Origin of the sequence: Dietzia sp. 2505 (genome assembly GCF_040546785.1) — a bacterium.
Lineage (GTDB): Bacteria > Actinomycetota > Actinomycetes > Mycobacteriales > Mycobacteriaceae > Dietzia.
Genome location: NZ_JBEPON010000002.1, coordinates 217,896 through 239,577 on the forward strand (window position 1 = coordinate 217,896; position 21,682 = coordinate 239,577).

The 21,682-nt window shown below is 70.9% G+C and carries 20 protein-coding genes; all 20 read right to left on the bottom strand.

Annotation, left to right across the window (positions count from 1 at the left end; all coding sequences use genetic code 11):
* Window positions 1–72 precede the first annotated feature (72 nt).
* The gene (locus ABIE38_RS04710; RefSeq protein ID WP_502914714.1) at window positions 73–2,118 is read right to left on the bottom strand and encodes a primosomal protein N'; all 2,046 of its coding nucleotides are present in this window, start codon (window positions 2,116–2,118) and stop codon (window positions 73–75) included.
* 43 nt (window positions 2,119–2,161) lie between these two features.
* Window positions 2,162–3,373, bottom strand: a complete 1,212-nt coding sequence (gene metK, locus ABIE38_RS04715; protein ID WP_354054258.1) for a methionine adenosyltransferase — start codon at window positions 3,371–3,373, stop codon at window positions 2,162–2,164.
* A gap of 58 nt (window positions 3,374–3,431) precedes the next feature.
* Window positions 3,432–4,712 (bottom strand): bifunctional phosphopantothenoylcysteine decarboxylase/phosphopantothenate--cysteine ligase CoaBC, encoded by a 1,281-nt coding sequence (coaBC, locus tag ABIE38_RS04720; protein ID WP_354054259.1) that lies wholly within the window; start codon window positions 4,710–4,712, stop codon window positions 3,432–3,434.
* Entirely contained in the window at window positions 4,709–4,993 is a 285-nt protein-coding gene (gene rpoZ, locus ABIE38_RS04725; protein WP_107747549.1) for a DNA-directed RNA polymerase subunit omega, read from the bottom strand. The genes coaBC and rpoZ overlap by 4 nt, the downstream gene beginning before the upstream one ends.
* 71 nt (window positions 4,994–5,064) lie before the next feature.
* On the bottom strand, window positions 5,065–5,670 hold the full coding sequence (gene gmk, locus ABIE38_RS04730) for a guanylate kinase (protein ID WP_354054260.1): 606 nt from the start codon (window positions 5,668–5,670) through the stop codon (window positions 5,065–5,067).
* 7 nt (window positions 5,671–5,677) lie between these two features.
* Entirely contained in the window at window positions 5,678–6,001 is a 324-nt protein-coding gene (gene mihF, locus ABIE38_RS04735; RefSeq protein WP_007631925.1) for an integration host factor, actinobacterial type, read from the bottom strand.
* A gap of 439 nt (window positions 6,002–6,440) precedes the next feature.
* Window positions 6,441–7,292, bottom strand: coding sequence for an orotidine-5'-phosphate decarboxylase (pyrF, locus tag ABIE38_RS04740; RefSeq protein ID WP_354054261.1), 852 nt, complete (start codon window positions 7,290–7,292; stop codon window positions 6,441–6,443).
* A complete protein-coding gene (carB, locus tag ABIE38_RS04745; RefSeq protein ID WP_354054262.1) occupies window positions 7,289–10,651 on the bottom strand; it encodes a carbamoyl-phosphate synthase large subunit in 3,363 nt (1,120 codons plus the stop codon). Before carB ends, pyrF begins: the two co-directional genes overlap by 4 nt.
* Window positions 10,651–11,874: a glutamine-hydrolyzing carbamoyl-phosphate synthase small subunit gene (gene carA, locus ABIE38_RS04750; protein ID WP_354054263.1), complete on the bottom strand. Its 1,224-nt coding sequence runs from the start codon at window positions 11,872–11,874 to the stop codon at window positions 10,651–10,653. The genes carB and carA overlap by 1 nt, the downstream gene beginning before the upstream one ends.
* A complete protein-coding gene (locus ABIE38_RS04755) occupies window positions 11,871–12,419 on the bottom strand; it encodes a PH-like domain-containing protein (RefSeq protein WP_354054264.1) in 549 nt (182 codons plus the stop codon). The genes carA and ABIE38_RS04755 overlap by 4 nt, the downstream gene beginning before the upstream one ends.
* A complete protein-coding gene (locus tag ABIE38_RS04760) occupies window positions 12,416–13,732 on the bottom strand; it encodes a dihydroorotase (RefSeq protein WP_354054265.1) in 1,317 nt (438 codons plus the stop codon). Before ABIE38_RS04760 ends, ABIE38_RS04755 begins: the two co-directional genes overlap by 4 nt.
* Entirely contained in the window at window positions 13,729–14,670 is a 942-nt protein-coding gene (locus tag ABIE38_RS04765) for an aspartate carbamoyltransferase catalytic subunit (RefSeq protein WP_354054266.1), read from the bottom strand. The genes ABIE38_RS04760 and ABIE38_RS04765 overlap by 4 nt, the downstream gene beginning before the upstream one ends.
* Window positions 14,667–15,251 (bottom strand): bifunctional pyr operon transcriptional regulator/uracil phosphoribosyltransferase PyrR, encoded by a 585-nt coding sequence (gene pyrR, locus ABIE38_RS04770; protein ID WP_354054267.1) that lies wholly within the window; start codon window positions 15,249–15,251, stop codon window positions 14,667–14,669. The genes ABIE38_RS04765 and pyrR overlap by 4 nt, the downstream gene beginning before the upstream one ends.
* A gap of 68 nt (window positions 15,252–15,319) precedes the next feature.
* Window positions 15,320–15,865 (bottom strand): transcription antitermination factor NusB, encoded by a 546-nt coding sequence (nusB, locus tag ABIE38_RS04775; RefSeq protein WP_354054268.1) that lies wholly within the window; start codon window positions 15,863–15,865, stop codon window positions 15,320–15,322.
* 2 nt (window positions 15,866–15,867) lie between these two features.
* Window positions 15,868–16,431, bottom strand: coding sequence for an elongation factor P (gene efp, locus ABIE38_RS04780; protein ID WP_182610780.1), 564 nt, complete (start codon window positions 16,429–16,431; stop codon window positions 15,868–15,870).
* Window positions 16,432–16,506: 75 nt separating this feature from the next.
* Window positions 16,507–17,607 (bottom strand): M24 family metallopeptidase, encoded by a 1,101-nt coding sequence (locus ABIE38_RS04785; protein ID WP_354054269.1) that lies wholly within the window; start codon window positions 17,605–17,607, stop codon window positions 16,507–16,509.
* Window positions 17,604–18,731 carry a 3-dehydroquinate synthase gene (aroB, locus tag ABIE38_RS04790; protein WP_354054270.1) on the bottom strand — a complete coding sequence of 376 codons (1,128 nt, stop codon included), beginning with the start codon at window positions 18,729–18,731 and terminating at the stop codon, window positions 17,604–17,606. Before aroB ends, ABIE38_RS04785 begins: the two co-directional genes overlap by 4 nt.
* Window positions 18,732–18,788: 57 nt before the next feature.
* Window positions 18,789–19,340 carry a shikimate kinase gene (locus ABIE38_RS04795; protein WP_354054271.1) on the bottom strand — a complete coding sequence of 184 codons (552 nt, stop codon included), beginning with the start codon at window positions 19,338–19,340 and terminating at the stop codon, window positions 18,789–18,791.
* Window positions 19,337–20,539, bottom strand: coding sequence for a chorismate synthase (aroC, locus tag ABIE38_RS04800; protein ID WP_354054272.1), 1,203 nt, complete (start codon window positions 20,537–20,539; stop codon window positions 19,337–19,339). The genes ABIE38_RS04795 and aroC overlap by 4 nt, the downstream gene beginning before the upstream one ends.
* A gap of 38 nt (window positions 20,540–20,577) precedes the next feature.
* Window positions 20,578–21,651 carry an AraC family transcriptional regulator gene (locus ABIE38_RS04805; RefSeq protein ID WP_354054273.1) on the bottom strand — a complete coding sequence of 358 codons (1,074 nt, stop codon included), beginning with the start codon at window positions 21,649–21,651 and terminating at the stop codon, window positions 20,578–20,580.
* Between the last annotated feature and the right edge of the window lie 31 nt (window positions 21,652–21,682).

Genomic DNA, 21,682 nt, shown 5'->3' on the forward strand with positions numbered 1-21,682 from the left:
AACTCCTCGCGGACGGGGATACGGGAAACGCCCATTCTAGGTGCTTTCCAAGCAACCCACCGCACGGGCCGGTCAGCCGATGTGTACCGGGTCGAGTCGGACCCGGACGGGATCGGCGTTCCGCCGTCCCGACCGCGCCACGACCACCGCCCGTAGTTCGGTGGAGACCGCTCCGATCAGTGGTGGCGGGACGCGGAGCAACACCCGCTCGGGGTCCTCCACCCCGTCGTGTCCGGGCAACTCCTCTCCCGGTGGGAGGTCGACGGGCCCGAGCACCTCCACCTCGTCCGGGATCCTGAGCTCGTCGAGGATCTCGGCCAGGGCGGAGGCCGGGCCGTCCACCGCCATCATGTGGACGGCGGGCGGGAACCCCACCTCGGCGCGGTCCGCGAGTTCGCGCTCGGCCCACCCCTGGGGGTCCCACCTCACCAGGGCCTGCGCGACCGGGGACCCGGAATCCGCCGACAGGAACACACGGCCACCGTCGGCGGCCGGGCGGACCAGGCAGGCGGCGCCCACCCAGTGCCGGAGGGCGTTCTGTACCGCTCGAAGATCCGGGCGCCCCAGCAGGGCCCACGAGTCCAGGAGCAGCGCCGCTCCGTATCCGCCCTCGGCGACCGGTTCGGCCCCGGGAGTGGACACGATGATGGCGGGGGCGGCGGGCACCGTGTCGAGGATCTCGCCTCCCCCGCTCGTCCGCACCCTGACCCCGGGGAACATCCTGCCGAGCTCCTCGGCAGTCCGGCCCGCGCCCACGACACCCGCGCGCAGGGCCCGCGAGCCGCAGGCCACGCACCGGAAACCCGGCTCCGGGGCTCCGCACCAGCCGCAGGCCAGATCCACGGGGCCGTACACCGCGTCCATCCGCCCCGCGCGGAGCGGACCGTTGCACCGGCGACACCGGGCCGGGGTCCGGCACGACCCGCACAGCAGGGTCGGGATGTACCCCTTCCTCGGGACCTGGACGAGCACCGGGGCGTCCACGTCGACGGCCTCCCGGGCCATCGTCACCGCCACCGCGGGCAACCGGGTCCGTCCGCCGGCCACATCACGGGCCTGGGTCGGATCCGCGTCGGAGAACGCGACGACGCGCGGGGCGAGCGCGCGGACGAGCCCGGGTTCCGGCCGGATCTCGTGTGCCCACCCCGACCGCACGTACTCGGCCACCTCCGGGGTCCGATCCACCGAGCTCAGCAGCAGCGGGGTGCCGTCCAACACGGACCGCTGAGCGGCGACCTCCCTCGTGTGCGGATAGGGGGCGCGCGGCTCCACGAACGAGTCGTCGCCGTCGTCGTGCAGCACGATCAGCCCCGGCTCCGGGAGCGGTGCGAACACGGCGCTGCGGGTCCCCACCACGATCCGGGCGTGCCCGCGGATCGCCCGCAGCCATCGTCGGTACCGGGCCGAGGGGCCGATCCCCGCGGACAGGTCGACCACCAGGTCCCGCCCCGCCGCGCCCCCGCCCACGATCTGCCGACACTCCGCGGTCAACCGGTCGACGTCCCGCTGGTCAGGGACGATCAGCAACACCTGCAGGCCCCTCCGCCTGACGGAGTCCGCCAGGGCGGCGAGTGCGCGCGCCCAGTCCCGTCCGGGCGGCACGGTCCACACGGCCCGCGCGGGGACCCCGCCGGTCGCCGCGTCGAGGAACCGGGTCACCATCGGGTGGTCGCCCCAGCCGACCGGGATCTCGACCGGGCCCTCCGTCACACCCAGCGGCGGTTCGCGGTCCGGCACCGACTTCTCGGCCGCGGCGTGCCGCGGGGGGATCGCCAGTCGCAGGACGTCCGAGCGCACGCCCACCCACCGTCGGGCGACCAGGTCGACCAGCCGGAGCAACTCCGGCGTGAGCACGGGCTCCGGCGAGACGACGCGCTCGAGCCACGCGAGCTCCCCGCGGTGATCCGTCTCGTCCGAGCGCTCCACGAGGTATCCGTCGACCAGGCGGCCGGCGAACCGCACGCGGACCCGGGTACCGGGGATCGCATCGTCGGCCAGTGACTCCGGGACCAGGTAGTCGAATTCCCGGTCCAGATGCGGAACCCCGAGCAGCGGCAGGACCCGGGCCACGGGGGCCTGGGCCGCCGCGACCCGGGCCGCTGGGCGCGTCGTGGTCACGGCCTCGGATTCTCGCACCCCGCTCCGACAACCGGGACGGTCGTCAGTGCCCCACGGCCTGCTTGAGCTCGTCGACGCGGTCGGTCCTCTCCCAGGGGAGGTCCAGATCGGTCCGGCCGAAGTGACCGTAGGCGGCCGTCCCGGCGTAGATCGGACGCTTGAGGTCCAGGTCGCGGATGATCGCGCCGGGACGCAGGTCGAACACCTCGGTAACGGCCTCCTGCAGGGTCGCGATGTCGACCTTCTCGGTCCCGAACGCCTCGACGAACAGTCCGACCGGCGCGGCCTTGCCGATCGCGTAGGCGACCTGGACCTCGACCCGCTCGGCCAGGCCGGCGGCGACGATGTTCTTGGCGACCCACCGCATGGCGTACGCCGCGGAGCGGTCGACCTTGGACGGGTCCTTGCCGGAGAACGCGCCACCGCCGTGACGGGCCATCCCGCCGTAGGTGTCCACGATGATCTTGCGACCGGTCAGGCCGGCGTCGCCCATCGGGCCGCCCAACACGAACCGTCCGGTCGGGTTGACCAGGAGGCGGAGATCGCCCGTCTCGATACCGGCCGCGGCCTCTGCCAGGACCGGGCCGATGACGTGCTCGGTGAGGTCGTCGCGCAGCGTCGTCTCCAGATCGATCTCCGGCGCGTGCTGCGTCGAGATGACGATCGTGTCCAGGCGTACCGCGCGGTCGCCGTCGTACTCGATGGTCACCTGGGTCTTGCCGTCCGGGCGCAGGTAGGCCAACGTGCCGTCCTTGCGGACCTCGGTCAGCCGGCGGGACAGGCGGTGCGCCAGAGCGATGGGCAGCGGCATGAGCTCCGGGGTGTCCGAGCACGCGTAACCGAACATCAGGCCCTGGTCGCCCGCGCCCTGGCGGGCGATCGCGTCCTCGACCGGATCGGCGGAGGTCCGTGCCTCGTGAGACGTGTCCACGCCCTGGGCGATCTCCGGGGACTGCTGCCCGATCGAGATCGAGACACCACAGGAGACGCCGTCGAAGCCCTTGTCGGAGGAGTCGTATCCGATCTCCACGATCTTCTCGCGGATGAGCTGCGGGATCTCCACGTAGCCAGTCGTCTTGACCTCGCCGGCCACGTGCACCATCCCGGTGGTCACCATGGTCTCCACGGCGACGCGGGCCTCGGGGTCTTGCGTCAGCATCGCGTCCAGGATGGCGTCCGAGATCGCGTCACAGATCTTGTCCGGATGCCCCTCGGTCACGGACTCGCTGGTGAACAGCCGACGTGCCTGCGTCACAGTGGTTCTCTCTTCCTGGTGCCGGATGCGTGTGATCGGTCGATCGCGTGGGGACAGACTAGTCGGTGCGGTCCGTGGTGGTTCGCCCGGATGGGGCGGCGGCCCAGGACACCACGGCGTCGAGGATCCGGCTGGCCAGGAGATCTTTGCTCGCCCTGTCCACCGGCGTCTCCCCGCCCGCGGCGTCGAGGATCCACCCGCCGTTGACGTCCTGCCCGAAGGTGGTGTCGCGCCCGACCTCGTTGACGACGAGGAGGTCGCACCCCTTCCGGGAGAGCTTCGCCCGGCCGTGGTCGAGGACCGATCCCGAGGAGTCACCGGTCTCGGCGGCGAACCCGACCAGGACGCAGTCCGCGGGGACGTCCCCGGACCCGCGGCCGGCGACGAGCTCGGCGAGGATGTCCGGATTGCGTTCCAACCGGATCTCGGCCGGTTCTGACCCGCTGCCCTTCTTGAGCTTGGAGGACGACACGTCGGTCGGGCGGAAGTCGGCCACCGCCGCGGCCTTGATCACGACGTCCGCGTCGGCCGCGGCGGCGAGGGTGGCGTCCCGCAGCTCGCGGGCGGAGTCGATGTGGATCGCGTCCACGGCCGCCGGTACCGGCAGGTCGGAGGAGGTCACGAGCGTGACCCGCGCTCCCCTCGCCGCCGCGACCGCGGCGATCGCGTGCCCCTGCTTCCCGGAACTGCGGTTGCCGAGGAACCGCACGGGATCGATCTCCTCGCGGGTACCGCCGGACGTCACCACGACCTGCCTACCGGCCAGGTCCCACGGGAGCCCCCCACCGTCGAGCAGGAGTCTCGCGAGACGCGCGATGTCGGCCGGCTCGGGCAGACGGCCGGCGCCGGTGTCGGCCCCGGTGAGTCTCCCGGATGCGGGCGGCATGACGTGCACGCCGTCACCCCGGAGGGTGTCGACGTTGCGCCTCGTCGCCGGGTGCTCCCACATCTCGGTGTGCATCGCCGGCGCGAGCAGGACGGGGCACCGCGCGGTCAGCAGTGAGGAGGTGAGCAGGTCGTCCGCGCGCCCGGAGGCGACCCGCGCGAGCAGGTCGGCGGTCGCGGGGGCGACCACGACCAGGTCCGCCCGCTGCCCGAGGGCGACGTGGCGGACCGACGGCACGTCCGAGAACACCCCGGTGGAGACAGGGTTCCCCGACAGTGCCTCGAAGGTGGCGGACCCGACGAACCGCAGCGCCGCCTCGGTGGGGACGACGTCGACGTGGCACCCCGACTCCGTGAGGAGTCTGATCAGGCCACAGGCCTTGTAGGCGGCGATTCCACCGCCGACCCCGACGACGACGCGCGTGCGGCGCACGTCGCCCCCGGAGTGGGTCACTCTCCCTCGGCGCAGTCGAGCAGGTCGGAATGGAGCTCGCGCAGCGCGATCGTGAGCGGCTTCTCGTGCAGACCGGGGTCGACCAGGGGACCGACGTACTCGAGGATGCCCTCCTCGATCTGGTTGTAGTACGAGTTGATCTGCCGTGCGCGCTTGGCGGCGAAGATCACCAGGGCGTACTTGGAGGACGCCCGCTCGAGGAGCTCGTCGATCGGGGGGTTGGTGATGCCGATCGGGGTGTCGTACAACGGGGCTGCCGCTGCGGCTTCGATGGTGGCCACTATGGGTTCTCCTCTGGGTACAGCCTGGGTGGTGCTCTGGCCTGGGTGGTGCTCTAGCGTCTGATTCGGCGTCAGTCTTGGCCGACCAGCAATGATACCAACTCATCGACCGCGACCTCGAGTTCGTCGTTGACGACGACCTCGTCGAACTCCTCGCGGGCGTCCATCTCGACCTTCGCGGTCTCGAGCCTGCGGGTGACGACCTCGTGCGGCTCGGTACCCCGGCCGCGGAGGCGGACCTCGAGTTCCTCCCACGACGGCGGGGACAGGAACACGGTGCGTCCCTCGGGGATGGACTCGCGGATCTGCCGGACTCCGGCGAGGTCGACCTCGATGAGGACCGGCCGGCCCTCGTCGAGGGCGCGACGGACCGGGTCGGCCGGGGTACCCGAGAGCTGGAGGCCCCGGTGGATCTCGGCCCACTCGAGCATCCGACCCTGGTCGACGGCCTCGCGGAACTCCTCGGTGCTGACGAAGTGGTAGTCGCGCCCGTCGACCTCTCCGGGACGTGGGTCCCGGGTGGTCATGGAGACGCTGAAGTAGAGGTCCGGAACGCGGTCACGTAGGCGTGCCACGACGGTTGACTTGCCGACGGCGGAGGGGCCGGCCAAGACGATCAGCCGGCCCCTCTTCGCCGTCGCTTCCGGGGACGAGACCCCGGATGACGGTGTGTTCATGCGTCGATCAGTCGACCGTGAAGTCGAACCGCTCGAGCAGTGCGCGGCGCTGGCGGTCTCCGAGACCACGCAGGCGACGCGTCGGTGCGATCTCCAGCTCGGTCATGATCTCCTGAGCCTTGACCTTACCGACCTTGGGCAGGGCCTCGAGCAGCGCCGAGACCTTCATCTTGCCGAGGATCTCGTCGCTCTCGGCATCCTTGAGCACCTGCTTGAGGTCGGTGCCACCACGCTTCAGGCGCTCCTTGAGCTCAGCCCGGGCGCGACGGGCGGCAGCCGCCTTCTCCAGAGCAGCGGCACGCTGCTCATCGGTCAACTGGGGAAGGGCCACAATTCCTCCGTCTCGTTCGTGTGTGTCTCATGACTCACGCGGGTGTCCACCGTAGGACATCCACGTGTGGTGTGCGGTGACCGACCCCGGCGCGTCCGCGGGCTGCGGCTCATGCCGGGAGCGGGCGCTCCCTCGTGCTCACCGTACCCGGGCGATTCCGCCCCCCTCGCGGGAGACCGGCACGGCGTCGGGCCTGATGACCTCAGCAACAGTACGCGGCCGAATGGCCTCGTCGTCGCGCGGGGCCCGGCGTGGCACCCCGCCTGAACTGCGGATTGACGTGTGAGGTGAGGAGAAGACTAACGCCGGTCGCGCGCTCCCGCGAACCGAACCGCCCTAAATGGGGCGACCGGGTCACGGCATGTGCCCCCGGCGACGTGGCCCCTGTGACGCCAGCCGTCCCGTGTGACGCCAGCGTTCCGCCGGGGCGTCGGACCGCTCACGCGGACCCGACGAAACGGTAGGTCCCGGCCAGATCGCGGACCACCGCCCGCATCGCCCGGACGTCCGGGCCCGACCGCAGGACGTGCCTGGAGACGTTGACGAGGGTGTGGGCCAACGCGGGCCCGGCGATCCTCCGGACGTCCGCGAGCGTCCCCCCCTGCTCCCCCACTCCCGGCATGAGGACCGGGCCGCAGAGCCCGTCCAGTCGCGGAGGGTCGGCGACCGTCGCGCCCACGACGACACCGAACGAACCCGGCGTGCCGGGCCCCGACGCGGTGTTCCGGTGGCCCACCTCGTCCACGACCGACTGCGCGACCGTTCCGGAGGGTCCGGTGGCCGCCTGCAACCCCCCCGCCTCGGGGTTGGAGGTGCGGGCCAGGACGAACAGCCCCCGGTTGTTCGCCGATGCGGTGTCGAAGGCGGCCTCCAGCGAGCCCACCCCCAGGTACGGGGACACGGTCAGGGCGTCGCAGGCCAGTGGCGAGTCCGATGCCAACCACGCCCGGGCGTACCCGGCCATGGTGGAACCGATGTCCCCGCGCTTGGCGTCCGCGATCGACAGCGCTCCCGACTCGGCGATCGACGCCAGGACCTCCTCGAGGACCGCGAAACCCGCGGAACCGTGCTCCTCGAAGAACGCCACCTGGGGCTTGACCGCCGGCACGAGATCCCCGAACGCCTCGAGGGACCGGCGGGAGAACTCGCGCACCCCCGCGGCGTCCACCCCCAGCCCCCAGGACTCGAGGAGCGCCGGGTGGGGATCGATGCCCACGCAGAGGTTCCCGCGTGCGGAGACGGCCGAGTGGAGCCGCGCACCGAAGGGGTCTCGGGGCGTGCCCCCGGTCATCGGGCGGCGAACCCGCTGTGCAGCTCCTGGAGGGGGCTCACCGTGACGTCACCGCGCCGGATTGCCTCGATACCGTGCACCGCCGCCGTCGCGCCCTGCACGGTGGTGATACACGGGACCCTCCGGGTGATCGCGGCCGAGCGGATCTCGTGCCCGTCGGCGCGGGTACCCCCGGTGGACGAGGCGATGTTCAGGATCAGGTCGACCTCGTCGGCGTTGATCCGGTCGACGATCGTCCGGACCGGGTCGCCCTGTTCGTCGACCGGCCCGCCCCCGGCCTCGGTCAGCTTCGCCACGGTCTCGCACGCGATCCCGTAGCGCCGCAGCATGAGCGCGGTGCCCTCGGTGGCAAGGACCGTGAACCCGAGCGCGGCGAGGCGTTGTGCCGGGAACACCATGGACCGCTTGTCCCGGTTCGCGACCGAGACGAACACGGTCCCCGACGTCGGGAGCACGCCCTCGGCCGCGAGTTGACCCTTGGCGAAGGCGACGGCGAAGTTGGGTCCGATGCCCATGACCTCACCGGTCGACTTCATCTCCGGGCTGAGCAGCGAGTCCACGGGGTTGCCCTCGGGGGTGCGGAAACGGTTGAACGGGAGGACCGCCTCCTTGACGGCGACCGGCGCGTCCGCCGGGAGCGAGCCGCCGTCCCGGTCGGACGGGAGGAGCCCCTCGGCCTTGAGCTCGGCGATCGTCTCACCCATCATGATGCGGGCGCACGCCTTGGCGAGGTGCACTCCGGTCGCCTTGGACACGAACGGCACGGTGCGACTGGCCCGGGGGTTCGCCTCGAGCACGTACAGGACGTCGTCCTTGATCGCGTACTGGACGTTCATCAATCCCTTGACGCCGATGCCGAACGCCAGTGCCTCGCTGGAGCGGCGGACGCGGTCGATGTCGTCCTGTCCCAGGGTGATGGGCGGGAGCGCGCACGCGGAGTCCCCGGAGTGGATGCCGGCCTCCTCGATGTGCTCCATGACCCCACCCAGATAGACCTCGGTACCGTCGCACAACACGTCGACGTCGATCTCGACCGCGTCGTCGAGGAAACGGTCGACCAGGACCGGACGGTCCGGGCTGATCTCGGTGGCGCGCTCGATGTACGACCGCAGCGACGACTCGTCGTACACGATCTCCATCCCCCGCCCGCCCAGCACGTACGAGGGTCGGACGAGGACGGGGTAGCCGATGCGCGCCGCGATCTCCGTGGCCTCCGTGGCGTTGATGGCCGTCCCGAACGCGGGTGCGGGCAGACCGGCCCTCACCAGGACCTCGCCGAACTCACGCCGGTCCTCCGCGAGGTCGATGGCCGACGGGCTGGTGCCCACGATCGGGACGCCGGCCTCCTCCAGCTGTGCCGCCAGGCCGAGCGGGGTCTGGCCGCCGAGTTGGACCAGGACTCCTGCGACGGTTCCCGACTCGGACTCGGCGTGGTAGACCTCCATGACGTCCTCGAACGTCAGCGGCTCGAAGTACAGACGGTCCGCCGTGTCGTAGTCGGTCGAGACGGTCTCCGGGTTGCAGTTGACCATCACGGTCTCGTACCCGGCCTCGGACAACGTGAGCGCGGCGTGGACGCACGAGTAGTCGAACTCGATGCCCTGCCCGATCCGGTTGGGTCCGGAGCCCAGGATGATGACCTTCTCGCGCTCGGTCTGGGCGGCGACCTCGGACTCGGCCGCGGGGTCGAGTTCGTAGGTCGAGTAGTGGTACGGGGTCTTTGCCTCGAACTCCGCGGCGCAGGTGTCGACCGTCTTGTAGACGGGCCGCACGCCGAGCCGGTGACGTAGACGCCGGACGCCCTCGGCGCCCGCGAACTCGGGCCGCAGAGCCGCCACCTGGGCGTCGGACAGTCCGTTGTGCTTCGCGCGGCGCAGCAGCGCCTCGTCGACCACCGGTGCGTCGACGATCTCCTGTCGGAGCTCGACCAGCGCGGCGACCTCCTCGAGGAACCACGGGTCGATCCCCGAGGCCTCGTGGACCTGCTCGACGGTCGCGCCGAGGCGGAGCGCCAGTTCCACGTCGTACATCCGGCCCTCGGTCGGGCGCACGAGGTCCGCGAGGACGGCGTCGACGTCGGTCGACCGACCGGGAGCGATCGTCTCGTCGGGCAGGGTCCAGAAGCCGGCCGCCTTGGTCTCCAGCGAGCGCATCACCTTGCCCAGCGCCTCGCGATAGTTGCGGCCCAGGCTCATCGCCTCGCCCACCGACTTCATGGTGGTGGTGAGTGTGTCGTCGGCACCCGGGAACTTCTCGAACGCGAAGCGGGGGGCCTTGACCACCACGTAGTCCAGGGTCGGCTCGAAGCACGCCGGGGTCTCGCCGGTGATGTCGTTGGTGATCTCGTCGAGCGAGTAGCCGATGGCGAGCCGGGCGGCGATCTTGGCGATGGGGAACCCGGTGGCCTTGGACGCCAGCGCAGAGGACCGTGAGACGCGTGGGTTCATCTCGATCACCACGAGGCGACCGTCGACGGGGTTGATGGCGAACTGGATGTTGCAGCCGCCGGTGTCGACGCCGACTTCGCGGATGATCGCGATCCCGAGGTCGCGCATGTCCTGGTACTCGCGGTCCGTCAGCGTCATCGACGGGGCGACGGTGACCGAGTCGCCGGTGTGGACGCCCAGTGCGTCGACGTTCTCGATCGAGCACACCACCACGACGTTGTCCTTGTTGTCGCGCATGAGCTCGAGCTCATATTCCTTCCACCCGAGGATCGATTCCTCGATGAGGACGTTCGCGGTGGGCGAGGCGGAGAGCCCGCCGCCGGCGATCCGCTCGAGGTCCTCGGTGGTGTAGGCCAGGCCGGAGCCGAGACCGCCCATGGTGAACGACGGACGGACCACGACGGGCAGACCCAGTTCCGAGACGGTCGCGTGGACCTCGTCCATGGTGTGGCAGACGGCGCTGCGTGCAGAGTCGCCGCCGACGCTGGCCACGATGTCCTTGAAGGTCTGTCGGTCCTCACCGCGGTTGATCGCGGGGATGTCGGCGCCGATCAGCTCCACGCCGTGCTTGGTCAGGATCCCCTGCGCGTCGAGTTGCATGGCGGCGTTGAGCGCCGTCTGGCCTCCCAGCGTGGCGAGGACGGCGTCGACGGGGTGTCCGTCCGCCGCCTCCTTGACGAAGATCTTGTCGATGTACTCGGGCGTGATCGGCTCGACGTAGGTGCTGTCGGCGAACTCCGGGTCGGTCATGATCGTGGCCGGGTTGGAGTTGACCAGCGTCACGCGCAGTCCCTCGGCACGGAGCACCCGGCACGCCTGGGTGCCCGAGTAGTCGAACTCACAGGCCTGACCGATGACGATCGGGCCGGAACCGATCACGAGGACGTGGTTGATGTCTGTGCGGCGGGGCATCAGTTCGAGCCCTTTCTGGAGTCTGCGGAACCGTTGTCGGAGGTGTCACCGGTTGCTGAGTCGAGCAGGCTGACGAAGCGGTCGAAGAGGTCGGCGGCGTCACGGGGACCCGCCGCGGCCTCGGGGTGGTACTGGACGGAGAAGGCGGAGCCGTCGGTGAGGGCGACCCCCTCGACGGTCCCGTCGTTCGCGCACACGTGCGTGACCGTGGCGGTACCCCAGGGTGTCTCCCAGGTCTCGGCCTCCGGGGCGCGGAGCGCGAATCCGTGGTTCTGGGAGGTGATGGCGACCCTCCCGGTCGCCTTCTCGACCACCGGGATGTTGATCCCGCGGTGGCCGAACCTCATCTTGTAGGTCTCGAGCCCGAGCGCCCTGCCCAGGATCTGGTTGCCGAAGCAGATCCCGAAGAACGGGATCCCCTGGCTCAGGACCTCCTTGGTCAGGTGTACGGCGGCGTCGGCGGTGGCCGGATCCCCGGGGCCGTTGGACAGGAAGACCCCGTCCACATCGAGGTCGAGCACGTCCTGCAGGGTCGCGTCCGACGGGAGCACGTGGACCCGCACGCCGCGCGCGGTGAGCATGCGGGGGGTGTTGGTCTTGATGCCCAGGTCGAGCGCGGCCACCGAATAGCGTGCCCGCCCCTCGGGCTCGACGACGTAGGCGGTGTCGGTCGAGACGGCCTCGGCCAGCGACGCGCCGGCCATGGGTTCCTGGGCCCGGACGGTCATGAGCATCGACTCGTCGTCCACCAGGTCCTCGCCGGAGAAGATGCCGGCCTTCATGGCCCCGAGATCCCGGATGTGGCGGACGACCGCCCGGGTGTCCACCCCGGCGATCCCCACGATGCCCTGGGCGAGCAACTCGTCCTCGAGCGTGCGCTCGGACCGGTGGTTGGAGGCGCGGCGTGACAGGTCCCGGATCACCAGACCCGACACCCAGATCCGACCGCCGCCGTTCCGGCCGACGAGCAGCGACTCACCGTCCTCGTCGTTCCACCCGGTGTTGCCGATCTGCGGAGCGGTGCTGACGACGATCTGCCGGTGGTAGGACGGGTCGGTGAGGGTCTCCTGGTACCCCGACATCCCCGTGGTGAAGACCGCCTCCCCGAGGGTGGTCCCGGTCGCCCCGAACGCGGTGCCGCGGTGGATGCGGCCGTCCTCGAGGACGAGGGCGGCGGGTGCGCGGCCCCCCGGTGCGACTGTGGTTCCGTTGTGCGGTGTCACTTCTTCTCCTCGGAGGTGTTGCGGGGGGTGTCCGGCCGGGTGGGCGGCGTGGCGTCGCCGCGCAGGGCCTCCCAGCGGGGGTACGAGTCCTTGTCGTCGGCCCGGAAGCCGGAGTCGATCAGTGTGGGGCCGTCGTGGCCGTCGACCTGCCATCGGGCGACGAGGATCCCGCCACCGGGCACGGTCTTGTTGGCGAGGGCGGACGCGCGTCGCACGTCCACCAGGTCGGCGCGGGGGATCCATACTGTGGCGTCGGCGAGGTCGAGCCGGAGTCCCCCGGTGAACGCGGTGAGGGTGGCGGCCGAGCGGTGCCCGAGCGGTGCCCGGGCGATCCTCGCCTGCCAGTCACCCGCCACTGTGCTGCCGATGTACACGCCGGTCAGCGGTCCCAGCACCACGTCACCGGTCTCGGCGGGAACCTCCGGCAGGGTGTCGAAGAGGCCGGCCTGGGAGCGGCTGCGGTTCCGCCAGCCCCATGCCATCAACCCGAGCAGGCCGAGAAAGACGACGATCACGGCCACCAGGGTCCAGACGTCCTGTGTCATGCGAGTACCTCTCCGTCGCGGCTGGTCATGCGGCCCCGGTATACGGTGCCCACGACCCGGGCGGCGAACGTCATCCCCTCGTAGGGGGTGTTGGCGGACAGACTTGCGAGCTCCTCCCCGACGACGGTCCACGGGGAGTCGGGATCGACGACGGCGAGGTTGGCGGGTTCCCCGACCTCGATCGGTCGTCCCTGGTCGGTGAGACCGGCGATCTCGGCGGGCCGCGTGCTCATCACGCGGGCCAGATCGCGCCAGCCCATCTCCCCCGACTCGACCAGGAGGGCCGCCACGATGGGCAACGCGGTCTCCAACCCGAGCATGCCCGGGCGGGCGGCCGCGAACTCGCAGCACTTCTCCTGGGCGGCGTGGGGGGCGTGGTCGGTGGCGACGCAGTCGATCACCCCGGACACGAGCGCGTCACGCAGGGCGAGAGTGTCGTGGGCTTCGCGCAGCGGCGGGTTGACCCTGTACACCCCGTCGTACGACTCGAGCCTCGTGTCGTCGAGCAGTAGGTGGTGGGGGGTGACCTCCGCGGTGATCGAGATCCCCTGCGCCTTCGCCCACTTCAGCAGCTCCACCGTGCCCGTGGTGGAGGCGTGGCAGATGTGGACGCGCGCGCCGGCGTCCCGGGCCAGGATCGCGTCGCGCGCGACGATGGACTCCTCCGCCGAACGCGGCCATCCGGTCAGTCCGAGGCGGGCGGCGGTGGGCCCCTCGTGTGCCACCGCACCCTTGGTCAGGCGTGGCTCCTCCGCGTGCTGTGCGATCAGCACGCCGAGGCCCGCCGAGTACTCGAGGGCGCGGCGCATCACCAGCGGGTCGTAGACGCACATGCCGTCGTCCGAGAAGATCCTGACCCGGGCCTCGCCGGAGGCCATCTGGCCCATCTCGGTGAGCTGCTCCCCCTTGAGTCCGACGGTGACCGCTCCCACCGGGTGGATGTCGCACAGCCCCACGGACCGGCCGATCCGCCACACGGAGTCGGTGACGGTCTGGTTGTCCTGCGGAGGCTGGGTGTTGGCCATGGCGAACACCGCGGTGTACCCGCCGCGCGCCGCCGCCGCCGACCCGGTGGCCACCGTCTCGGTGTCCTCCCGTCCGGGCTCGCGCAAGTGGGTGTGGAGGTCGACGAACCCGGGCAGCAGGACGGCGCCGGCCATGTCGTGGGTCTCGGCGTCGTCAGGGAGATCGTCACCGGCGTCCGGTCCGATCGCGGCGATGAGCCCGTCCCTGACGAGCACGTCGACGGGATCGCCCTCCCCGTAGGGCCGGACCCGGCGCAGCAGCAGGGTCGGGGGTTCGAGGGCGCTCACTCGGGGTTTCCTTCCGTTCCGACAAGGGTGTGGAGCAGGACCGACATGCGCACGTGGACGCCGTTGGTGACCTGCTGGAGAATCGCCGACGACGGGGCGTCGGCCGTGTCGAACCCGATCTCCATCCCCCGGACCATCGGTCCGGGATGAAGGACGACCGCGTTCTCGGGCAACCGGGACGCACGCGCGGGCCCCAGGCCGTACCGCACCGCGTACTCGCGGGCGGACGGGAAGAACCCGCCGTTCATCCGCTCGGCCTGGACACGCAGCATCATCACCGCATCCGCGCCGGCGAGCTCGGCGTCGAGGTCCGTCGAGGCCCGGACCGGCCAGTCCCCGACCCCCACCGGCAGCAGGGTGGGTGGCGCGACCAACACGACCTCGGCGCCGAGCGTCGACAGCAGCAGCGCGTTCGACCGGGCCACCCGCGAGTGCAGGATGTCGCCGACGATCACCACTCGGCGGCCCTCGATCCCCCCCAGTCGTTCGCGGATGGTCATCGCGTCCAGCAACGCCTGGGTCGGGTGCTCGTGCATGCCGTCACCGGCGTTGATGACCGAGGGACCGGCACCGCCGGGGGCGACCCAGCCGGCGATCTGGAGGGCGGACCCCGAGGCCGGATGACGCACGATGAGCGCGTCCGCGCCGACCGCGGTCAGTGTCATGGCCGTGTCCCGCAGCGACTCCCCCTTCTGCACCGAGGATGCGCTCGCGGAGACGTTGATGACGTCGGCACTCATCCACTTGCCGGCGGTCTCGAAGGAGACCCTCGTGCGCGTGGAGTTCTCGTAGAACACCGTCAGGACGGTCTTGCCCCGGAGGGTGGGCAGTTTGCGGACCTCGCGCCCGAGGAGCGTCTCCTTGAGACGGCTCGCCTCGTCCAGGATCGACAGCGCCGCGTCGCGGTCCAGATCGGCGGCGGAGAGCAGATGCTTCACCTGGCGTCCTCCGGTGTCGGCCTTCTGAGGACCACGGCGTCGACGTCGTCCGTCTCCGTGAGCTGCACCGAGACGCCCTCCTCGCGCGAGGTGGGGACGTTCTTCCCGACGTAGTCCGCGCGGATCGGGAGTTCGCGGTGCCCGCGGTCGACCAGGACCGCGAGCTGGACTCGTGCGGGTCTGCCGAGGTCCCGCAGCGCGTCGAAGGCGGCCCGGATGGTGCGGCCGGAGAACAGGACGTCGTCGACCAGGATGACGGTCGCTCCGTCGATGCCCTCCGCCGGGACCGTGGTCGGGCTCATCGGGCGATGGGGGCCACCGGCGAGGTCGTCGCGGTACAGGGTCACATCGAGTGAACCGGCGTGTACGGCGGCTCCGCTGAACTCCCTGATGCGCTCGGCCAGACGGTGCGCGAGCGGGACGCCGCGGGTGGGGATGCCGAGCAGGACGACCGGACCCGAGTCCGGTGCGTCCGCGGCCGTGCGTTCGATGATCTGGTGTGCCAGGCGGGATATGGTCCTGGCGACGTCGTCAGACGTGAAGAGTGATACCGAGGTCGTCTCCGAACCGTCAGCGCTCACCGATCACCACCTCCTTGTCCGCCTCGCTGGACGGCTCGTTAAAGGGATAGCTTTCGGACCGAACTCTATCAGTCCTCGGTTCCGGCCTCCGACGGGTCGGGGGTGGCCTCCGACACGTCTGCGGCCGGCGCCGGGTCCAGTGAGGACACCGCGCGTTCGGCCGCCCGGATGTGCTCGGCGAGCCCGGCGATGCGGTCGAGGACGGCGTTGACGTAGGGCACCGACTTCTCGGCGGACAGGTCGGCGACCAGCAGCACCGACTGGTCGATCACGATGGCCGAGTCCACGTCCTCGGTGCCGAACAGCAGCTCCCACGCTCCCGCGCGCAGCACAGCCCGGTCCACTGCAGGGAGGCGCTCAAGCGTCCATTCCCGCAGGTGCTCGGCGATCATGGTGTCGAGCCGGTCCAACCGCTCCGCCACACCCGTGACGATGTCCATGGTGTAGGACGCGACGTCGTGGAACTCCTGCGACTCCTCGCCCATCCGGCGGCGCTCCTCGGCGAGTGCCACCACGTCGGCGTCACGTAGCTCCGCCTCGAACAGCAGGGCCACCGCGCGCTTGCGGGCCCGGAACCTCGATCCCCGGCGCCGGTGTTCTGCGTCATCCGCCATGGTCAGGCGTTCACCCGGCTGAGGTACCGGCCGTCGCGGGTGTCGATCCGCAGCTTGTCGCCCGTGTTGATGAACAGCGGCACGTGGACCTCGGCGCCGGTCTCGAGGGTGGCGGGCTTGGTGCCGCCGGTCGACCGGTCCCCCTGCAGGCCCGGGTCGGTGTGCTGGACCACCAGGTCGACGGCGACGGGCATCTCGGCGAAGAGCGCCACGCCCTCGTGCATCGACACCTGGACGCTGGTGTTCTCCAGCAGGAACCGGGCACCGTCCCCCATCACGGTGGGCGAGACGTTGATCTGCTCGAAGTCCTTCTCGTCCATGAGCACGTAGTCCTCACCGTCGCGGTAGAGGAAGGTCATGTCGCGGCGGTCCACCGTGGCGGTCTCGACCTTGACGCCGGCGTTGTAGGTCTTGTCGACGATCTTGCCGGAGACGACGTTCTTGATCTTGGTGCGGACGAAGGCGGGACCCTTACCCGGCTTGACGTGCTGGAACTCCTGGATCTGCCACAGGTTTCCCTCCTCCTTGAGGACGAGGCCGTTCTTGAAGTCGGCGGTGGACGCCATGGTCGGTTCTCCTTCGCGAGTCGTCGGCGGGCGGCCGGGGACCGGCGCCGCGCGCATGTTCTGTGGGACGGCTGCTCAGAGCACGCTGAGCGCCGTCGACGTGGTGGTCAGGGACCTACCGCCCCCGCCGGTGACGGCCACGGTGTCCTCGATTCGGATCCCTCCGAGGCCGGGGAGGTAGATTCCCGGCTCGATGGTGATCACATCGCCGTCGGACAGTGTACTCGCGGACCTGCTCGACACCGCGGGCGCTTCATGGACGTCCAACCCCACCCCGTGTCCCAGCGAATGGCCGAAGTATCCGTCGAACCCGGCGTCGGCGATGATGCCGCGACTCACCCCGTCGAGTTCCCAGCAGGCCAGTCCCTCCCGGACCGCCGCCACCCCGGCGAGTTGGGCGCGTCTGACGACCTCGTAGGCGTCGAGGAGTCGGTCGGCCGCGTCGCCCAGGGCGACGGTGCGGGTGCAGTCGGAGGCGTAGCCCGACACCGTCGCTCCGAAGTCCACCACGACGAGATCCCCGGCGGCGAGAAGCCTGTCCCCCGGGACATGGTGCGGGTGCGCACCGTTGGGACCCGAGGCGACGATGGTCTCGAAGGCCACGCCGTCGGAGCCCGCTCGACGCATCGCGTGCTCGAGATCGGCGGCGACCTCCCGCTCGCTGCGGCCCTCGGCGAGCAGGCCGTGGGCCAGCAGATGGTCCCAGGATTCGTCCACGACCCGGCAGGCACGCTCGATGAGTCCGATCTCGACCGGGTCCTTCGCCCGCCTGACCTGCTCCACCAGCCCGCTGGTCTCGACGACCTGTGTCCCGGAGGCCCCGATCTCCTCGAGAACGCGGCGCAGGGCGGACGCCGCGGACAGGGTCAGGTCGTCCGCCTCCACCGCGAGTGGGGCGTCCGCGGGACCCCGGCGACGTCCGAGGACCCCGGCGACGTAGTCACGCGAGATCACGTGACCGACATCCGGGGCCTGCTCGACAACCTGGAGCTCGTACCGCGAGTCCGTGCACAGGACCGCCTCGCCGCCGTCCTCCACGAGGACGGCCCCGCCGGATCCGCGGAACCCGGTGAGATAGGCGATGTTCCGGGGGTCGGTGACCAGGAGCGCACCGGCTCCCGCCTCGGCGGTCGCGGAGGCGACAGCACGTCGACGGGCCGCCAGACGGTCGTTCACAGCAGGACCCCGCCGCCGCCGGGCTTGTTCCCCTCCGAGATCGCGGCGTAGGCCGCGGTCATCAGGGACGGGTCGGGGGCCTCCATGCGTGCCGGCCGGGCCAGTCCGTCGAGGACCACCAACCGGAGGAAGCCGGAGTGGTTCTTCTTGTCCCCCGCCATCAGCTCGAGCAACCGCGGGAACGCGTCGTCGTGGTACCCGGTGGGTAGGCCGAGAGAGGACAGGATCGACGCGTGCCGGTCGGCCGTCGCGTCGTCCAGACGACCGGCCAGGCGGGCCAGCTCGGCCACGAAGCACATGCCCACGCTCACGGCCGCCCCGTGCCGCCAGCGGTACTGCTCACGCCGCTCGACCGCGTGGCCGAGGGTGTGTCCGTAGTTGAGGTTCTCCCGGGGACCGGACTCCCTGAGGTCCCGGCCCACCACATCGGCCTTGACCTGGATGCTCCGGCGGATGAGCTCGACGATCGTCTCCCCGGTCGGGTCGAGCGCCGCCTGCGGGTCGGCCTCGATGAGATCGAGGATCACCGGGTCCGCGATGAAGCCGCACTTGACCACCTCCGCCATCCCGGAGATCAGCTCGTTACGCGGAACCGATTCGAGTGTCGCCGTGTCGACGAAGACCGCGGCCGGCTCGTGGAAGCTGCCCACGAGGTTCTTGCCCGCGTCGGTGTTGATCCCGGTCTTACCACCCACGGCGGCGTCCACCATGGCGAGCAGCGTGGTGGGGATGTGGATCACGCGCACCCCGCGCATCCAGGTGGCGGCCACGAAGCCGGCGAGGTCCGTCGCCGCCCCGCCGCCCAGGCTCACCACGGTGTCCTTGCGGCCCAGTCCGATCTTGCCGAGAACGTCCCAGCAGTACCCCGCCACGGCCAGATCCTTGCCGGCCTCGGCGTCGGGGATCTCCACGCGGTGCGCGTTGACGCCGGCCTCGGCGAGCTGCTCGCGCAGGGCCTCGGCGGTCTGGGTCAACGGCGGCTGGTGGAAGATCGCCAGAGTGCGCGACGTCGAACACGCCTCGAGGATCTCCGGCAGCAGTCCGCGGCCGATCACCACCGGGTACGGATCGGCGGACCGCACGTCCACCACCACGGGGTCGGCTTCGTTCCGGTCTCGGTTCATGATGGACTCCCACTCATCGCTCGACTACTCACGCTCGTACCCCGACTCTCGCCCGACTCACGATCGATCCGCTGCGCCCCGGGCGTGCGGGTCACCGGACTCGAGCCTGTCGACGATCTCCGTCACCACCTTGCCCGAACTCCGGCGTTCCGTGCTCACGGTCGACCACGCCACCTCCCGGTACAGCGGTGACCGCTCGGTCAGCAACGCCTGGTAGCGCGCCGTCACGTCCCCGCCCGCGAGGAGAGGGCGGCCGGGACCGCGCGACCGACGAACACCCTCGGCCACCCCGATCGTCAGATGGATCACGCGGTGACCGCGCAGCCGGGCGCGGGTGGTGGCCGAGAGCACCGCCCCGCCCCCCAGCGACAGGACACCGTCGAAGGACGCGAGCGCCTCCCCCACGACCTTCTCCTCGATCGCGCGGAACGCGGGTTCACCGTCGTCCGCGAAGATCTCGGGGATCGATCGCCCCTCGGACTCCTCGATCATCTGATCGGCGTCACGGAACGGTACGTCGAGTCTCCGGGCGAGCTTGCGTCCGATCGTCGTCTTGCCGGCACCCGGCGGACCGACCAGGACGGCGACCGGCCGTGCCGGATCGCTCATACCGGATCCGAGTCCCAGTCCAGTCTCGCCGCGACGGCGTCGAGGTAACCCTGTACGTTGCGTCGGGTCTCCGACACCGAGTCCCCGCCGAATTTCTGCAGGACCGACCGTGCCAGGACCAGCGCGACCATGGATTCCGCGACCACCCCCGCAGCGGGGACCGCGCACACGTCGGAGCGCTGGTGGATGGCGGTGGCACCGGAGCCGTCCGCCATGTCGACGGTGCTCAGTGCGCGGGGGACCGTGGAGATGGGCTTCATGGCGGCGCGGACCCGGAGGGCCTGACCGTTGGTCATCCCCCCTTCGAGTCCACCCGCACGGTTGCTCCGGCGTCCCACACCGTCCGCTCCGCGCACCATCTCGTCGTGAGCCACGCTGCCCCGGCGACGGGCGGTCTCGAAACCGTCGCCGACCTCGACCCCCTTGATCGCCTGGATCCCCATGAGGGCCCCCGCCAGTTGGGCGTCGAGGCGCTCCTCGCCGGACACGTGAGAGCCGAGTCCGATGGGCAGACCGTGGACCACCACCTCGACCACCCCTCCGAGCGTGTCGCCGGCCTTCTTGGCCGCCTCGATCTCGGCGATCATCAGGTCCCCGCTCGCGGCGTCGAACGCGCGCACGGGACTCTCGTCGATGGCCGGCAGGTCGGCGAACGTGGGCTCGGGACCGGTGTAGGGCTCTGAGGCGCCGATCGAGATCACGTGCGAGAGGACCTCCACTCCCAGGACTTCACGCAGCAGCGCCCGGGCGACCGTCCCCGCGGCGACCCTGGCAGCGGTCTCGCGGGCGCTCGCGCGCTCCAGGACCATCCGGGCGTCGTCGAAGTCGTATTTCAGCATGCCGGCGAAGTCGGCGTGTCCCGGGCGGGGTCGGGTGAGCACGGCCGCGCGGGCCTTGTCCTCGATCGCGTCGGGCTCGACGGGATCCGCCGACATGATCTGTTCCCACTTGGGCCACTCGGTGTTACCGACCTCGATCGCGATGGGCGAGCCCATGGTGTGACCGTGCCGGACGCCCGCGAGCACCCTGACCGCGTCCGCCTCGAACTTCATCCGGGCACCGCGGCCGTAGCCCAGGCGGCGGCGGGCGAGTTGCGAGGCGATCTGCTCGCTCGTCACCTCGACCCCCGCGATGACGCCCTCGACGATCGTCACTAGGGCCTGGCCATGCGATTCTCCGGCGGTGGTCCACTTCAGCACGCCGCCGATCATCCCACGTCCGGCTATCACCCGGCACATCAGGCCCGCGGCGCCGCCGAGGTCCGGGTCCGTGAGGCGACGGAGGCCTGGTGCGGCGTGGTGCCGGTGAGGCGCCGGAACGCGTGGATGAAACTCGACGCCTCGGCGTAGCCCAGGCGGATCGCGACGTCCTCGACCGAGAGCAGACCGGTGGCCAGCATCCGCTCCGCCAACTCGACCCGGACGTCGTCCAGCAGGCGCTGGTACGAGGTGCCCTCGTCCGCCAGCCGCCTCCGCAGCGTCCGGGGACTCACGCCCAGTGCGGCGGCCACGGAGGGCATGGGTGCCCCCTGGGAGAGACTCCCGGTGATCTCGACGCGGACACGGCTGCTCACCGGCCCGCGGGTCCGGCGGGCGGCGGCGAGGTCCCGGCAGAGCGCCTCGGCCATCGCCACCGCGCCTGCACTGCCCTGCGGGAGGGGGCGGTCGAGGTGGACGGCGTCGAAGACCGCCGTGACCCCGTCGCCGCGGACGGGCGACGACGGCACCGTGCCCAGGCGCTCGCCGTAGGCGGCGAGTGTCTCGTCGGTGCGCCCGCCGGCGAACGTGACCTCGGTGAAGGGCAGGCCGCCGGGGACGAGATCCCGGAGAACGGAATCGATCGCGAAGAGATCCCGATCCACGAGGAACTCGCGGACGTCCTCCGGGAGTGCCGCTCCCCCCAGCCGGACGACGATCCGGTCACCGGTCGCCTCCACACCGAGCGCGCTGAAGATGTAGCTGAGGTCGATGAAGCGCAGGGTCATGGCGATCACGTCGCGGAGCGTGGGGCTGGAGAGCAGGGCGTAGCCGAGGATCCCGAAGGTCGTCAACCGATAGGCGGCGCCGACCTCCGCGGCGAGGGCGGGGCGGTCGCCCGCGGCAGCACACAGGTTCCGGATCGCGGCGAGCTCCTGCGCCGGGGCCACCAGCAGATCGGGGGTCGCGAGCTCGGCGGGGCTGAGACCCACCCCGCGCAGGATGGTCCCCGCCTCCACGCCGAGGGTGCCCCCGGCCTCGACGAGCACACCGATCCCGGTGGCGGAGCGCGGGAAGTCCCAGTGCGCTACCGCGGGGCGGTCCCAGGAGGTCATGGCCGGAATTATGGATTATCCGTCCGGGAAA